This window comes from Ruegeria profundi (genome assembly GCF_001507545.1).
GTDB lineage: Bacteria > Pseudomonadota > Alphaproteobacteria > Rhodobacterales > Rhodobacteraceae > Ruegeria > Ruegeria profundi.
In genome coordinates this window covers 463,281-478,200 of the sequence record NZ_LQBP01000003.1, presented here as the reverse complement: position 1 = coordinate 478,200, position 14,920 = coordinate 463,281, and the positions used below count along the sequence as shown (strand labels likewise).

At 55.4% G+C, this 14,920-nt stretch carries 15 protein-coding genes; 10 read left to right on the top strand and 5 right to left on the bottom strand.

Features of this window, described 5'->3' with window-relative positions:
* The first annotated feature begins 43 nt into the window (after positions 1–43).
* A complete protein-coding gene (hpt, locus tag AVO44_RS08145) occupies positions 44–586 on the top strand; it encodes a hypoxanthine phosphoribosyltransferase (protein WP_068335162.1) in 543 nt (180 codons plus the stop codon).
* On the opposite strand, the gene AVO44_RS08140 is transcribed toward hpt, so the two are convergent.
* Positions 573–1,730 (bottom strand): amidohydrolase, encoded by a 1,158-nt coding sequence (locus tag AVO44_RS08140; protein ID WP_068335156.1) that lies wholly within the window; start codon positions 1,728–1,730, stop codon positions 573–575. The genes hpt and AVO44_RS08140 overlap by 14 nt on opposite strands.
* Entirely contained in the window at positions 1,727–2,677 is a 951-nt protein-coding gene (gene lipA / locus AVO44_RS08135; protein WP_068335147.1) for a lipoyl synthase, read from the bottom strand. The genes AVO44_RS08140 and lipA overlap by 4 nt, the downstream gene beginning before the upstream one ends.
* 262 nt (positions 2,678–2,939) lie before the next feature.
* Between lipA and AVO44_RS08130 the strand changes: the two genes are divergently transcribed.
* The gene (locus AVO44_RS08130; RefSeq protein WP_068335137.1) at positions 2,940–3,488 is read left to right on the top strand and encodes a peroxiredoxin; all 549 of its coding nucleotides are present in this window, start codon (positions 2,940–2,942) and stop codon (positions 3,486–3,488) included.
* Between the two features lie 146 nt (positions 3,489–3,634).
* Here the strand turns inward: AVO44_RS08130 and AVO44_RS08125 are convergent, their stop codons facing one another.
* Positions 3,635–4,744, bottom strand: a complete 1,110-nt coding sequence (locus AVO44_RS08125; protein WP_068335132.1) for a DUF6456 domain-containing protein — start codon at positions 4,742–4,744, stop codon at positions 3,635–3,637.
* A 241-nt stretch (positions 4,745–4,985) separates the two neighbouring features.
* On the opposite strand from AVO44_RS08125, the gene AVO44_RS08120 reads away from it, so the two are divergent.
* Positions 4,986–5,285 carry a DUF6477 family protein gene (locus AVO44_RS08120; protein ID WP_068335129.1) on the top strand — a complete coding sequence of 100 codons (300 nt, stop codon included), beginning with the start codon at positions 4,986–4,988 and terminating at the stop codon, positions 5,283–5,285.
* Here the strand turns inward: AVO44_RS08120 and AVO44_RS08115 are convergent, their stop codons facing one another.
* Positions 5,286–6,830 carry a trimethylamine methyltransferase family protein gene (locus tag AVO44_RS08115; RefSeq protein ID WP_068335127.1) on the bottom strand — a complete coding sequence of 515 codons (1,545 nt, stop codon included), beginning with the start codon at positions 6,828–6,830 and terminating at the stop codon, positions 5,286–5,288.
* 155 nt (positions 6,831–6,985) lie between these two features.
* On the opposite strand from AVO44_RS08115, the gene AVO44_RS08110 reads away from it, so the two are divergent.
* Positions 6,986–7,687 (top strand): DUF2270 domain-containing protein, encoded by a 702-nt coding sequence (locus AVO44_RS08110; RefSeq protein WP_068335124.1) that lies wholly within the window; start codon positions 6,986–6,988, stop codon positions 7,685–7,687.
* Between the two features lie 6 nt (positions 7,688–7,693).
* Here the strand turns inward: AVO44_RS08110 and AVO44_RS08105 are convergent, their stop codons facing one another.
* On the bottom strand, positions 7,694–8,131 hold the full coding sequence (locus AVO44_RS08105) for a GNAT family N-acetyltransferase (protein ID WP_068335121.1): 438 nt from the start codon (positions 8,129–8,131) through the stop codon (positions 7,694–7,696).
* A gap of 80 nt (positions 8,132–8,211) precedes the next feature.
* Here AVO44_RS08105 and guaA point away from each other — a divergent pair, with 80 nt between their 5' ends.
* From guaA to metA, 6 genes are all read left to right on the top strand, one after another.
* Positions 8,212–9,771: a glutamine-hydrolyzing GMP synthase gene (gene guaA / locus AVO44_RS08100; RefSeq protein WP_068335118.1), complete on the top strand. Its 1,560-nt coding sequence runs from the start codon at positions 8,212–8,214 to the stop codon at positions 9,769–9,771.
* A 95-nt stretch (positions 9,772–9,866) separates the two neighbouring features.
* The gene (locus tag AVO44_RS08095) at positions 9,867–10,769 is read left to right on the top strand and encodes a DMT family transporter (protein WP_068335115.1); all 903 of its coding nucleotides are present in this window, start codon (positions 9,867–9,869) and stop codon (positions 10,767–10,769) included.
* A gap of 125 nt (positions 10,770–10,894) precedes the next feature.
* Positions 10,895–12,022: an OmpP1/FadL family transporter gene (locus tag AVO44_RS08090; RefSeq protein WP_068335113.1), complete on the top strand. Its 1,128-nt coding sequence runs from the start codon at positions 10,895–10,897 to the stop codon at positions 12,020–12,022.
* A 100-nt stretch (positions 12,023–12,122) separates the two neighbouring features.
* Complete coding sequence (locus AVO44_RS08085; protein ID WP_068335110.1) at positions 12,123–13,019, top strand: DMT family transporter; 897 nt, start codon at positions 12,123–12,125, stop codon at positions 13,017–13,019.
* Between the two features lie 49 nt (positions 13,020–13,068).
* Positions 13,069–13,941, top strand: coding sequence for an ATPase (locus tag AVO44_RS08080; RefSeq protein WP_068335107.1), 873 nt, complete (start codon positions 13,069–13,071; stop codon positions 13,939–13,941).
* A 40-nt stretch (positions 13,942–13,981) separates the two neighbouring features.
* The gene (metA, locus tag AVO44_RS08075) at positions 13,982–14,920 is read left to right on the top strand and encodes a homoserine O-acetyltransferase MetA (RefSeq protein ID WP_068335104.1); all 939 of its coding nucleotides are present in this window, start codon (positions 13,982–13,984) and stop codon (positions 14,918–14,920) included.

Sequence of the window (14,920 nt, the reverse complement as noted above, 5' to 3'; positions counted from 1 at the left end):
GCGTCATGTCGTATGTTGCGCGCCAAAGATCAAGGGGGCTGCGATGACGGACCGCGCATATGTGATAGATGAGATGATCTCGGCCAAGACCATCGCCGCCCGGATAGAAGAGCTTTGCCGCGAGATCAGCGCCGAATTCGCCGAAACGGATAAACTGGTCGTGGTTGGTTTGCTTCGTGGCAGCTTTGTCTTCATTGCTGACCTCGTGCGCGAACTGGACCTGCCGATCGAGGTCGATTTTCTTGAGGCCTCTTCCTACGGCGATTCGATGGAAAGCAGTCGTGAGGTTCGTATACTCAAGGACTTACGTGGCGCAATTGAAGGGCGCGACGTTTTGGTGGTCGAAGATATTGTCGACACCGGCCACACGCTGGCCCACGTGACGAAGCTGCTGCGCAGCCGGAAACCGGCTCGGTTGAAATCCATCGCGCTGCTGGACAAACCCAGCCGGCGCGAGGTTGATTTCCGCTCAGACTGGATCGGGTTCGAAATCCCGGACGAGTTCGTTGTGGGCTATGGCATCGACTACGCGCAGCGCAATCGCAATCTGCCGTTTATCGGCAAGGTGCGCTTTACCGGGGACTAAACGGACCCAGCACCTGCTGAATGGCCGCAAGGAATATCCCGGTTCCAATCGAGATCAGGGTATCAGGAAAATCGTAATCCGGGTTGTGCAGTTGCGGGTGGTCCACCCCTGCCCCCAACCAGAACATTGCTGCCTTTGCGTCTTTCCCGAATTGTGCGAAATCCTCGGAAAATTTTTGCGGGCTGGACGTAAGCACACATGGCACGTTCGTTGCAGTACATGCCTGTCGTAGAATGTCGCCAGCTTCGGGCGCGTTTACGCTAGCCTCAAAGACGTCTTCATAAGTGATCTCATACTCAAGACCCTGATCCGAGGCGGTATGTGCAACAAGCGCCTCGGCCTCTGCCATCAAGCTATGCATACGCGCATCGGCAACGGTGCGAAGCGTCACCCATAGTTCAGCCCGACCCGGCGCTATGCCAAAAGTTGGCTCACCAAGGGTCGCATGAGTCACGGTGGTAAGCGCAAAGTCTGCGTCCAAAGACCCGCCTTTTCCCAAATCGGCCAATTTCGGCATCAACAACGCCAAGGCTGCTGCCGGAGACACACCATCTTGCGGTGCCGCGGCATGCGACGTTCTTCCAGTCAGAACCACTTTCATCCCGCGCGACGCGCAATTCGCCGGGCCCGCGCACAGCTCGACCTCGCCCAATGCCAAGCCCGGAAGGTTATGGAGCGAAAACACATAGTCCGGCTTGATCTGGGCGAACTTCCGGTCCTTGCGATAGGCAATAGCGCCCTGCCCGGTTTCTTCGGCTGGTTGAAAAATCAGAACGACTCGGCCTTTCGTGGGGCGATTTCGACCAAGCTGCTCGGCCACGCCCAGAACAATTGCCATATGTCCGTCGTGCCCACACAAATGCCCCTTACCCGTAACGCGTGAGCGATACGCCAAGTTGGACAGTTCCTGAATCGGCAAGCCGTCAAGTTCGCACCGGATGGCAACGGTTGGTCCGTCTTTCCCACTGTCATAAACACCTGCCACACCGTGACCGCCGATGGATGTCAGCACCTTATTGGCATGACGCGCACGCAGTTCGGCCGCGACCTTTGCGGCCGTTTCTTTTTCTTGTCCCGAAATCTCAGGAAATTGGTGAATGTCGTGGCGCAGTCGTATCAACCGCTCCGCTGTTTCCGAGTTCACCCTTGGTCCAATTTCTTCTGACGCGCTTCACGTAAACGCGCGAAGTCATCTCCGGCGTGATAGGACGAACGGGTCAGAGGCGTTGCGGACACCATCAGGAAGCCCTTGCCGTAAGCCGCTTTTTCGTAAGAAGCAAACTCTTCGGGCGTCACAAAACGGTCAACTCCATGGTGCTTCGGGGTTGGCTGCAAGTACTGACCTATCGTCAGAAAATCAATATCTGCTGCGCGCATATCATCCATTACCTGCCGAACCTGTTGTTCGTCTTCACCCAAGCCAACCATGATGCCGGATTTGGTGAATATTGACGGGTCCAACTCTTTCACCCGTTGTAGCAACCGCAGCGAGTGGAAATAGCGCGCGCCGGGGCGTACCTCGGGGTACAGGCCGGGAACTGTTTCAAGGTTGTGGTTAAAAACGTCTGGCTTGGCTTCGACGACGACCTCCAAGACCGCAGGATCGCATTTCAAGAAGTCCGGAGTCAGAATCTCGATCGTCGTCTTGGGCGAACGGTGTCGCACCGCGCGAATGGTCTGAGCGAAATGGTCGGCGCCGCCATCATCCAGATCGTCCCGGTCAACCGACGTAATGACGACATGATTTAGACCAAGCTTTTGCACAGCATGCGCAACTCGGCCAGGTTCAAAAACATCCAACGAATCCGGACGGCCAGTCGCGATATTGCAGAATGTGCAGCCACGAGTACAAATCTCGCCCATGATCATCATGGTGGCGTGACCCTGACTCCAACATTCGCCTACATTCGGGCACCCGGCCTCTTCGCAGACGGTGACCAAATTGTTTTCCCGCATGATCTTGTGCGTTTCGGCATAACCCTTCCCACCGGGCGCCTTCACACGGATCCATTTCGGCTTTTTCGGCTGCGCATTGTCCTGACGATGCGCCTTTTCGGGATGACGTTGTTCGGGGATCTTCAGATCACGCACGGTTGGCTATCCTGACTTAGGGTCGTTTCGCTTTGACATAGTATAATCCGCAGCCATTAGCTACACCACCCGTGCATACCTGCCATAACAGCGCAGTTCGCAGTTGCGGCATATCTCTATCAAAATGGTCATAAATATTTGCAGATAATCATATTTATATATACTTAATTTCATTCGCACTTGCAGCATTATTCGCGTTGAAGCCAGTTTAGAACTCTTTTAAACGGCGGGGCGAAGACTAGTGAATCACAGGAACATGAATATGAAATCCGGTACCAAACTGCCCGACGTAACCTTTCACACCCGTGTCCGTGATGAGGCCATCGAAGGCCCGAATCCGTTCCGTTGGGAAGACAAGACCACCGCGGATTACTTTGCCGGCAAACGCGTCATTCTGTTTTCGCTGCCAGGCGCATTCACTCCTACATGCTCGACCTATCAGCTTCCGGGGTTTGAAAACGGCTATGCCGAGTTCAAGGAAAAAGGCATTGACGAAATCTACTGCATGTCCGTCAATGACAGCTTCGTCATGAACAAATGGGCAAAGGATCAGGGCCTTGAAAACGTCAAGGTCATCCCGGACGGTTCGGGTGAATTCACTCGCAAGATGGGCATGCTCGTTGACAAAGATAATCTGGGTTTTGGCATGCGCTCTTGGCGCTATGCAGCCATTGTGAATGACGGTGTCGTCGAAGCATGGTTTGAAGAGCCGGGTCTGATGGACAACTGCCCCGAGGACCCCTATGGCGTGTCCTCACCGGACAATCTGAAAAAGCACCTGGACGAAGCCAACGAGCCGGCTTTGGCCTAAGCTTGTAGCCGACCTGATGCTCAAGACCCGCTCCTGGCGGGTCTTTTTGTTTTAAGGCCTGTGCGGCAGCAAAAAAACCTTCACTAACTTGTCGCAGAACCTCAGGTATCAAAAAAGATCAAAGCCCCTGAACACGATCAAGCAGATCACCCGATCATTCTGTTTCGTTCCGACTGGCTTTCGTAGTGCCGCTTGAGCCTTTGTAGTGCGATCCGCAGCACGATCTTGCCCGAACGCGCTGACCAGCCCATGCGCTTTTCAGCAAGCTCCAACCCCTCAAGATAGCAACAGCACCGCAGCGCCACGTCGCTTAGCCCTGGACCAAGATCCGACAAAGCGTGCTCAACGCGTTTACGTGCATCTGAGGCCCCTTGCCCGCCGTGAGACTCGGGCCCGAAACTGCCGCGCCCACCTGCTGTCAGGAAGTGATCCCAGTTTTGTGCGACCTGAGGGCCGATCTGCGCCAGCTCAAAATCCTCGCGCAACCGTTCACCTGCGGCAACAAGAGTTTCATCCAGAAAGGGTTTGCCATCGCGGTCGCGCCTGCGTGCCAATGCGATCAACGGGCTTTCCGCTGCATAGTAGCGAATGCGTCTTGACCGCTGTGACTTTGCTGTCACGCTGTTGCCTTGCACAAATTGCGACTGAAACGGTGTTTGTGCCTCGGACATGCCGAACTCATTGCGTGCACGCGCTTTGTTTTCGTCATCCGCGATCAATTGGCTGAGCGCGGAACGCCCCGATGACGAAATCCGATACCTTGAGATACGACCGGGATTGTCACAGGAAATCCAGTCCTTCAGGGCCAAAGCCTGCGCGATCCTGCAATCTACTACCGCTGTTCTGGCTGTACCCCCGTCGCCCAAGTCGCGTACGACCACAGCCTTGTCCATTTCTTCGGCGACCGCCAGGACCGCGCCGGTTTCGCACAAACGGCGCAGAATCCGCAGCGCCTCGCGGTTGAATTCTTCGTCCTTTGCAGCGGCGGTTTCTTCCTGTGTCACATGAAAGATGCTGTCTGCTGCGGCTGGGGTTCCAGCAAAATGTGCCTGGGCCAGGGACTGCAGCGCGGCATCCACCAACGGATCGTCACGGCGTGTCTCTATGCGCCTGATCTGCCTGAGTATGGTCGAAGCATGGCACCCTGCTGATCGCGCAATATCGCGGATCGATTGGCCGGTTTCCGTGTGGGCAAGATATCTTTGCGCCCCCTCTGGTACCCAAGCCGGAATGGTGAAAGCCTCGTTGTTTTGCATGATTACTTGCCCTTGTCGACCCAACAATCTGTTCTCAATCGCCCCCGGTAAATTTGTTAACCAATTCTAACTAGAGTCGCTTTCGTTACTTGTTCGTTAACCCGCGGAGACAAGGGCCAGATTTGTCTCAAATTCATAAACACTCATGAAGCCAGAGTGCGGCGCGATCCCGATCAAGGCAACACCCGCTTAGGTTGTGCAACATATAGGGGTAAATTCACTCTGACCAAGGAACCCCGAAATGCAGGACCTGATGACAATGATTACGACCCTTCGCCGCCCCCGCCTGTTGGCACGGGCTGCAAAAATAGGGGCGCAGGACTATGATCGGGATCGGTACCTACAGCGCATTCTCGGCTACGGGTCCATGCCCTCTACCGGTGCGGCGCTGGTACGACTGTTGGAAATGGAACGAGAGGTCAACGCACAGCGTCTTGAGGAGGATGCAGCCTATTCGCTGGTCCGTCATCTTGATCTGCTGATCGCGTTGCTGGGCGAGGCGCAGCTGTTTCAGGCCAGCCGCGCCGCGCAGTATCAATGATCAGGTGAAGGCATCCGGCATGGATGCTTTCTTTTCCGCCACGTATTCGTTCAATGCGGCATTGATGGCCGGGTCGATTTGCGGCTGCTGATAATTGGCCAGCAGACGCTCGACCCGCGCGGCGGCCAGTTGCCGCGTGTCGCGCGCGCCTTCGTCTTCCCAGGTTTCATAGGGCTTGTAGTCCAGCAAGTCTGTCTTCCAGAAGGCTTCCTTGAAGTTCGCCTGAGTGTGGGCGCAACCAAGATAGTGACCGCCCGGGCCAACCTCGCGGATCGCCTCCATTGCCTGTGCATTTTCGTCATAGGTCACACCCTTTGCCAGTCCATGCAAGACGCCCAACTGGTCGGCATCCATGACAAACTTCTCGAAATCGGCAACCAGACCGCCTTCGAGCCACCCACAAGAGTGCAGCATAAAGTTGACACCTGCCATCAGCCCCATGTTCAGAGAGTTCGCCGTTTCATAGGCGGCCTGCGCATCGGGCAGCTTTGATCCGCAGAACGAACCCGCCGAACGGTATGGCAGGTTCAGGCGGCGCGCCAGTTGACCCGCGCCATAGGTGATGTGCGATGCCTCAGGTGTGCCGAAAGTCGGCGCGCCGGAGTTCATATCGATCGAGGTCACAAATGCACCAAAGATCGCAGGCGCGCCCGGGCGGATGATCTGGCTATAGGAAATGCCCGCCAGCACTTCGGCCAGAACCTGCGTCAGCGTTCCAGCGACCGAAACCGGGGCCATTGCACCACCGACAATAAACGGTGAAATGATGCAAGCCTGGTTGTTTTTCGCATAGACCTCAAGCGCCCCCATCATCACGTCGTCGAAGGTCATCGGTGAGTTGATGTTGACCAGCGAGGTCATCACCGTGTTTTCCTGCACGAAGTCTTTGCCGAACAGGATCTCACACATCTCAACCGAGTCCTGCGCCCGGCTGGGATCCGTGACCGACCCCATGAACGGCTTGTCCGACAAGGTCATGTGCGCCATCAGCATATCCAGGTGACGCTTGTTCACGGGTATGTCCGTAGGCTCGCAAACGGTTCCGCCCGAATGGTGCAGCCATTTGGACATATACGCCAGTTTCACGAACTTGTTGAAATCGTCCATGGTCGCATATCGACGACCGCCATGAATATCGCGCACGAAGGGCGGACCATAAACCGGTGCCAGAACAAGGTTTCGGCCACCGATAACAACGGATTTCTCCGGGTTGCGGGCGTGCTGGGTGAACTGACTGGGGGCGGTTTTGATCAGCTCGCGCGCCAGTCCGCGCGGAATACGCACACGCTCACCATCAACATCGGCCCCGGCATCTTTCCACCGCTTAAGGGCATCCGGATTGTCGACGAAGTTAACGCCCACCTCGGCCAGAATGGTCTCTGCGTTGGTTTCAATAATTTCCAAGGCTTCTTCGTTCAGAACTTCGAAATTTGGAATGTTCCGCTCGATGTACTTTGCCGTTTCGATGCGAACTGCGGTGCGCTCGGCGCGGCGGGCGGCGCCACCGCCGCCTCTGGCCCTGCGCCGGGTGTTAGCCTCTGCCATGAGAAAATCCCATCTGATACTTCGTTTGGAGGTTGTGTTACAGGACTGCGCCACGCGCCAGCATATGATTTACGGCGCTCTGGGGGGAAAAGCGACATGGGCGCAGCATCTCCAAAAACTTTGACCGCCATGACCACTACGGGCATGATAACGCGATGAAGACCCAGGATAAGGCCACACCGCCATCTGAAACTGTGCGCACGACCCTTACCGCGGCCGAGATCGGAGCTGTCGCCCATCTGTACCGCGGAGAGGTGTATCGAAGCACATTGTGGCGCACTCGACTGGACACAACGACGAATTGGGCCGTTGTTACGCTGGGTGTCGCGCTGTCGATCTCGTTTTCGTCCCCTGAGGCTTCGCCGCTGCCGTTGGTATTGGTAGGCGTTTTAATCATCCTGTTTCTGATGCTTGAGGCGCGGCGCTATCGATACTTCAACGTCTGGCGTGCGCGTACCCGGTGGATGGAGACACATTTCTATGCGCCCATGCTGATGGATGGCGATCTGCACATGGAGGAAAACTGGCAAAAGGTGCTTGCCCAGGACTATTTGCATCCAAAGTATCACGTCGGGTTCTGGGTCGCCGCCGGACGGCGCATTCGCCGAAATTACCTGTGGATTCTCGTTATTCAGGCATTGGCGCACATTGGCAAACTGGTCGTTCATCCAACTCCGGTAGGGAGTTTCCGCAACTTCATTGATCGCGCGGATATCGGGCCAATTCCGGGCGAAGCCATCATAGGCATCGGTATACTTTACGTCGGATCGTGGAGCGCCCTTGCCATCTGGAGCTATCGCGTCGACCTGCGCCGCGCCGCAGAGCGCGGAACGTCAAGCTCGGATTCTATGGGTTGAACCCGGTCAAAGATCTTTTTGCATCGCGACCGAGTTTGCGTCGACCTCCGTCTCAACCCAACCAAGATGCGCATAGATCGCACGCGTGTCCTGCATCAGGCGATGAGTGCGCAGTTCCATGTGGCTGCAATCACAGTCTTTTGCCATGTCCTCAACTTTCGCCAGAAGCTGTGCGGCAATTCCCTGCCCCTGCGCCTTCGGCGAGACGGCCAAATTAGTGACTTTCATCACCGTGTTTTTTTTGGCGAATATTACCACGCCTACCAATCGCTCATCTATGCGGGCCAAAAGCACGTGGTGATCCGCAATGTCCTGCGCAATGCCTGCCGTTACATCGGGCAGATCATCTATAGTTTCCCGCGCCTTGGCATAAGCTGCAGATATACAGTCAACTATCGCCTCGACGTCGTTCTGCGTTGCATCCAAGAAACGAATGGCCGACATTCTTCATTCTCCCTCAGCATTGCGCTGAAAACGCCCTCATAACGCTTGCACATACCCGCCACGCGACCTAAGAGCCAGTCATGAGCCAGACATCCCATGACCGCCTTCTCATCATCGACTTCGGCAGCCAGGTGACGCAGTTGATTGCACGTCGCCTGCGCGAGTTAAACGTCTATTGCGAAATCCATCCCTATCAGAATGTCACGATGGACTTTGTGCGCGACATGGCGCCCAAGGCTGTGATTTTCTCAGGTGGACCGGACAGCGTCACGCGCGAAGGATCCCCGCGTGCTCCGCAAGAGATTTTTGAATATGGCGTGCCAATCCTTGGTATCTGCTATGGCCAACAGGTGATGATGCACCAATTGGGCGGCAAGGTCGTAAGTGGCCACGGCACGGCTGAGTTCGGTCGTGCATTTGTCACTCCCACCGGTGATCTGGACATCCTGAACGGTTGGTTCGCCGACGGAAATGAACAAGTCTGGATGAGCCACGGTGATCATGTCAGCCAAATCGCTCCGGGGTTCGAGGTGTTCGGCACCTCGCCAAATGCGCCCTTCGCAATCACTGCCGATACGGATCGCCATTTCTATGCTGTCCAGTTCCACCCCGAGGTGCATCACACACCCAAAGGCGCAAAACTGTACGAAAACTTTGTCAAACTCGCCGGTTTCAGCGGTGACTGGACCATGGGTGCCTATCGCGACGAAATGATCCGCAAGATCCGCGAGCAGGTCGGTGACAAAAAGGTCATTTGCGGCCTGTCCGGCGGCGTCGACAGTTCGGTCGCGGCGATCCTTATTCACGAGGCGATCGGGGATCAGCTTACCTGCGTATTCGTGGATCACGGCCTGCTTCGTAAGAACGAAGCACAGGAAGTCGTCGGCATGTTCCGCGACAACTACAACATTCAGCTCATTCACGCGGATGAAAGCGAGTTGTTTCTGGGCGAACTGGACGGCCAATCCGACCCTGAAACCAAGCGCAAGATCATCGGCAAGCTGTTCATCGACGTGTTCCAGAAACATGCCGATACGATCGAGGGGGCCGAGTTTCTGGCTCAAGGCACGCTCTACCCCGACGTGATCGAGTCCGTGTCGTTCTCAGGTGGTCCTTCGGTCACCATCAAGTCACACCACAATGTTGGTGGCTTGCCCGAGAAGATGGGGCTGAAACTTGTCGAACCCCTACGCGAGCTTTTCAAGGACGAAGTGCGTGCCTTGGGACGCGAGCTTGGCCTTCCCGACAGCTTTATCGGCCGCCACCCCTTCCCCGGACCGGGGCTGGCCATTCGCTGCCCAGGCGAGATCACGCGTGAAAAGCTGGACATTCTGCGCGAGGCGGACGCGATCTATACCGACCAAATTCGCAAACACGGTCTCTATGATGAGATTTGGCAGGCTTTCGTGGCGATCCTTCCGGTTAGAACCGTCGGTGTGATGGGCGATGGGCGGACTTATGACTATGCCTGCGCATTACGTGCCGTCACGTCCGTCGATGGCATGACCGCCGACTACTACCCGTTCAGCCATGAATTCCTTGGCGAAACAGCCACACGCATCATCAATGAGGTCAAGGGCATCAACCGATGCACATATGACATCACATCGAAACCTCCGGGCACGATCGAATGGGAATAACTCTAGCGCGGCTTCGTCGCGACATTGTTTGTTTAAGTCCCGCCAGAAACCCATAGATTGCACTTCGGATTCCCGAGTGTCCCCAAGGCAGGAAGATGGACAGTAGCAAACCGCAGATTGGCAAGGCCGCGCTTTGGATGACCGGGGCGATTGCCTCCTTTTCCTCGATGGCCGTTGCTGGTCGCGAGCTTAGCGTGACGCATGATACGTTCGAAATCATGTTCTACCGCAGCTTGGTGGGCATATGCGTTGTGGCCTTGTTTCTGACGCTGACACGGAAATGGAGCCAGGTCTCGACGCACAGGCTGGGGCTTCACGGAATTCGAAACCTGATTCACTTCACGGGTCAAAACCTCTGGTTCTATGCCGTGTCCGTGATTCCACTGGCACAGGTTTTTGCGCTGGAGTTTACCCAGCCGATTTGGGTTATTCTGCTGTCGCCGCTTTTGTTGGGTGAACGGTTGACCTCGGTACGGGCTCTGTCCGCGCTGATCGGTTTCGCCGGTATTCTGATCGTTGCAAGACCCGGCGCTGTTCCTTTGAATGCTGGCGTTCTGGCTGCGGCACTTTCGGCGGTTTTCTTCGCCCTTACAACGATATCCACGAAGAAATTGACCCAATTTTCCAGTATCGGCTGCATTATGTTTTGGTTAACTGTTATGCAAGCGGTCCTTGGGCTGATCGCCTCGGGCATCGACGGACAGATTGCTCTGCCGACACTTAATACAGCACCCTTCCTTATACTTGTCGGTCTCGCGGGCCTGTTGGCGCATTACTGTATCGCGAACGCTCTGGCCATCGCCCCGGCAACCGTGGTTGTCCCTTTCGACTTTGCCCGCCTGCCCACAATCGCGGTTGTCGGCATGATTCTGTATCAAGAACCGCTGGATCACTGGACGCTTTTGGGGGCCGCGGTGATCTTTTCGGGTATCTTTCTGAACGTCCACGCCGAGAATCGTAGCAGATTGGCAACAGATTCGGGCCACACTCGCCGCTGATAACGCACCGTCACTAGTTGACGGTAAGGTAAAGCTTGAGAAAGTATCGAGCACGAAAGACAAGGTCGATCATCACCACTCGGATTATCGGGCCTTACTTACAGGACAAGTTTAGGGAGGACATAATGAGAAAAGCGCTATTGCAGGCGTGCGCGCTCAGCGTTGGGGCAACAGGAGCGTATGCGGGCGGCCTGGACCGCAGTGGTCAGGGCGTCAACATTCTGTTTGAAGAGGGAAGTGTCGTTCAATTGCGTCTAGGTTACGTAAACCCCGACGTGAGCGGTGAACAAAACGGCGTACCGTCAGGGAATGTGACAAACGACTTTTTCACACCTGGCTTGGCTTATAAACATTCGTTCAGTGAGCGTGTGGACTTTGCTTTGATCTACGACCAACCGTTCGGCGCAGATATTGAGTATCCTACCGACTATCCTCTGTCCATCAACCCAGTTCCGCCTGCCATCGGCGGTCGTACCGGTGTCTTGGCCGCGACAGCAGACGTCGATGCGATTACCGCACTTCTGCGGTACAAATTCGACGGTGGCTTCAGTGCTATCGGCGGCATTCGTGCTCAACGTGCATCCGCAAACGTTACTGTACCTATTGTGGCAGGGTACGAGTTTGACGCGGACGCTGAGACCGATTTCGGTTATGTCGTAGGGGTCGCTTGGGAACGGCCCGAGATCGCCGCACGCGTGTCGCTGACATATAACTCAAAGATCACACACAAGTTTTCGTCAACGGAATCCTTCAACCAGGCTCCTCCAGTCCCGGCTGCCCTGGTAACAATAGATGACGAAACCGAGGTCGAAACACCCCAGTCAGTTAACCTTGATTTCCAAACCGGAGTCGCACCAAAGACACTGCTTTTTGGTTCAATCCGCTGGGTGGACTGGCCTCAAACGGTACTGGCACCGGATGCCTACGTGGGTATTGTGGGTGACAACCTAGTCGACTACGAAGACGAAACCTTCACCTACACTTTGGGCTTGGGTTACCAGTTCTCGGAAGAATTCTCTGGTGCGGTATCAGTAGGCTATGAAAGAGATACCGGTTCGATTGTTTCAAACCTTGGCCCAACCAATGGTTTCTGGAGCCTTGGAGTCGGCGGCACATACTCGATCGAAAACGCCCAGATATCGGGCGGTGTACGCTACACCGATGTTGGTGACGCAACCACCACTACTGGTGGCGAATTCAGCGGCAATAGCGCGTGGAGCGTTGGTTTTCAGATCACCTATTCTCTGGGCTGAACCAAACCCAAGATAAACGTCAGACCCCGCCCAACCGGCGGGGTTTTTCTTTTAGCAAGTTCCGGGTCGAATAGTTGTGCCAACAATGTAAAGACGGGGCATGGCTGCACAAAAACACTTATCCCCAAACGCTTGGGTCGAACTTCTTTTGCTGGGTATGATCTGGGGCGCGTCGTTTGTGTCGATCCGGATCGCGCTGGATACGATTCCGGTGATGACGTCGGTGTTACACCGCGTCTTCTGGGCCATGCTTGTGCTTTGGCTGATTGTATTTGCCAGAAGGTTGGTCATTCCACGCAGCCCACGCGTTTGGGCGGCTTTTTTGGTTATGGGGCTTCTGAATAACGCGATTCCGTTTTCCCTGATGGCATGGGGGCAGCTTTACATCGAAGTTGGCCTGACCTCGATCCTCAACGCGATGACTGCTATTTTTGGAGTCGTGACCGCAGCGATTTTTTTCAAGGATGAACGACTGACCCGATCACGAGCGATAGGTGTCGCGCTTGGGTTTCTCGGGGTCGTGATTGCGATTGGGCTGCGCAATTTCGTCTCGTTCGACCTGCAAAGCATGGCTCAGCTTGCCATAATTATTGGCACCATATCCTATGCGCTGGCCGGAGCGTGGGCGCGGGTAACCCTGTCTGATCTGCCCCCTGTGGTGGCCGCAGCCGGAATGCTGACCGGTTCAACTGTTTTAATCCTGCCGCTCACCCTGATTGTTGATGGAGTGCCCAGTCTGGACCTGCCTCTGATCACATGGTCGGCGATTGGCTACTATGCCCTCATCGCAACGGCTGGCGCATATCTGTTGTATTATCGCGTTCTGAAAATGGCCGGAGCGGGCAATCTGTTGCTCGTCACGCTGATTATTCCACCCGTTTCCATCGTTCTGGGCGCAGTTCTGAGGGATGAGACCCTTCCCCTGCAAGCCTATCTGGGTTTTGCCATCCTCGCGATTGGTCTGCTGATCCTAAACCGTTCAGGTGCCCGAGATTGACCTCGCCCGCTGCCCGTTTTAGCTAGGTCGGAAAAAGGGATAGCGGACGATGATCTACAGTTCGGCAAAAGACTGGCGCGATGCGCCGCGTAAGAAAGTTCTTTTCTTTGGGATGTCGGGTCTGGGCAAAACCTATGTGTCGAACGTGCTGCGCGACTCGGGCGATTGGTTTCACTACTCGATCGACTACCGTATCGGCACCCGTTACATGGGTGAATACATCGCCGACAATGCCAAAGCCGAAGCGATGAAAGTCCCCTTTCTGCGCGACCTCTTGCTGACGGATTCGATCTTTATCGGCTCGAACATCTCGTTCGAGAACCTGACACCGGTAGCAGCCTATCTGGGCAAGCCCGGAAACCCGGCGCTGGGTGGGCTTGAAATCTCGGAATATCGCCGCAGGCAAGAACAGTTCCGGCAGGCAGAAATTCACGCCCTGTTGGATACCGAGTACTTTATTGACCGGGCGAAACGCCTTTACCAGTATCCGCACTTCATCTGCGATACGGGTGGGTCGATCTGCGAATGGGTTGAGCCGACAAACCCCTCGGATCATGTCTTGTCTGAACTGTCCAGCCGGACGCTGATGATCTGGATCCAGGGTGATGACGCGCACACGGCTGAATTAATCCGCCGCTTTGACAAGGCACCTAAACCGATGTCCTATCAGCCCGAGTTCCTGACCAAGGCATGGAACGATTACCTGACGCAGAATGCCTGCCGGGCCGAAGATGTTGACCCTGACGCTTTTATCCGCTGGACCTATGCGCAAGCACTGGCGCATCGTCAGCCGCGCTATCGGGCGATGGCGGACAATTGGGGTGTGACGGTTTCTGCGGATGACATGCACAAAGTTCGTGATGCCGCTGATTTCGATGAGTTGATCGAACGCACCCTTGAGACCCGGAATAACCGCGCATAACTAACGCTTCTGTATCGTAACATCAAAGGCTTGCTACCTGATGCCAATCAAGATCCCATCCGACCTACCCGCATTTGACGTACTCTCGAAAGAGGGTGTCATGGTCATGGCTGAGGATCAGGCAATGCGTCAGGATATTCGCCCGCTGCGGATCGGATTGCTGAATCTGATGCCCAAGAAAATTCAGACTGAAAACCAGTTTGCGCGCCTGATTGGGGCGACGCCGCTACAGATCGATCTGTCCCTGATCCGCATGACCGAACACCGCACCAAGAACACCGCGGCCGAGCATATGGCCGAATTCTATCGCCCCTTTCAGGAGGTGAAGACCGAGAAATTTGACGGCCTGATTATAACCGGCGCGCCGATTGAGCATTTGGAGTTCAACGACGTCACCTATTGGGACGAAATGCGTGAAGTGTTCGAATGGACGCAGACCAATGTCCATTCAACCTTTGGCGTCTGTTGGGGTGGCATGGCGATGATCAATCACTTCCACGGCGTCAAGAAACACAAGCTGGATGCCAAGGCATTTGGATGCTTTCGTCATGCGAACCTGGACCCAGCCTCACCGTTCCTGCGTGGGTTTTCGGATGACTGCGTAATCCCTGTCAGTCGCTGGACCGAGATGCGACAGGACGAGATTGATGCCGCAGATGGTTTGGCAACACTGCTGGGCAGCGACGATGTCGGGCCCTGCCTCGTCGAAGACCCGGCGCACCGTGCGCTGTATATCTTCAATCACTTCGAGTATGACAGTGATACGCTGAAACAGGAGTATGATCGCGACATCGCAAATGGCACGCCCATTAACGTGCCGATTAACTACTACCCGGACGATGATCCAAGCAAGACACCTCAGAACCGGTGGCGCAGCCACGCCCATCTGCTCTATGGTAACTGGATCAGTGAAATTTACGAAACCACGCCTTATGACATCAGCCGGATTGGCGTCGAAAAAACTGATCTGAGAGCCTGA

Excerpts from the sequence above, each read along its gene's own strand:
- hpt (WP_068335162.1), top strand. The coding sequence starts at position 44 with ATGACGGACCGCGCATATGTGATAGATGAGATGATCTCGGCCAAGACC.
- AVO44_RS08130 (WP_068335137.1), top strand. The coding sequence starts at position 2,940 with ATGAAATCCGGTACCAAACTGCCCGACGTAACCTTTCACACCCGTGTC.
- AVO44_RS08110 (WP_068335124.1), top strand. The coding sequence starts at position 6,986 with ATGAAGACCCAGGATAAGGCCACACCGCCATCTGAAACTGTGCGCACG.
- AVO44_RS08125 (WP_068335132.1), bottom strand. The coding sequence starts at position 4,744 with ATGCAAAACAACGAGGCTTTCACCATTCCGGCTTGGGTACCAGAGGGG.
- AVO44_RS08095 (WP_068335115.1), top strand. The coding sequence starts at position 9,867 with ATGGACAGTAGCAAACCGCAGATTGGCAAGGCCGCGCTTTGGATGACC.
- AVO44_RS08115 (WP_068335127.1), bottom strand. The coding sequence starts at position 6,830 with ATGGCAGAGGCTAACACCCGGCGCAGGGCCAGAGGCGGCGGTGGCGCC.
- AVO44_RS08085 (WP_068335110.1), top strand. The coding sequence starts at position 12,123 with ATGGCTGCACAAAAACACTTATCCCCAAACGCTTGGGTCGAACTTCTT.
- AVO44_RS08120 (WP_068335129.1), top strand. The coding sequence starts at position 4,986 with ATGCAGGACCTGATGACAATGATTACGACCCTTCGCCGCCCCCGCCTG.
- AVO44_RS08105 (WP_068335121.1), bottom strand. The coding sequence starts at position 8,131 with ATGTCGGCCATTCGTTTCTTGGATGCAACGCAGAACGACGTCGAGGCG.
- AVO44_RS08090 (WP_068335113.1), top strand. The coding sequence starts at position 10,895 with ATGAGAAAAGCGCTATTGCAGGCGTGCGCGCTCAGCGTTGGGGCAACA.
- AVO44_RS08080 (WP_068335107.1), top strand. The coding sequence starts at position 13,069 with ATGATCTACAGTTCGGCAAAAGACTGGCGCGATGCGCCGCGTAAGAAA.
- metA (WP_068335104.1), top strand. The coding sequence starts at position 13,982 with ATGCCAATCAAGATCCCATCCGACCTACCCGCATTTGACGTACTCTCG.
- guaA (WP_068335118.1), top strand. The coding sequence starts at position 8,212 with ATGAGCCAGACATCCCATGACCGCCTTCTCATCATCGACTTCGGCAGC.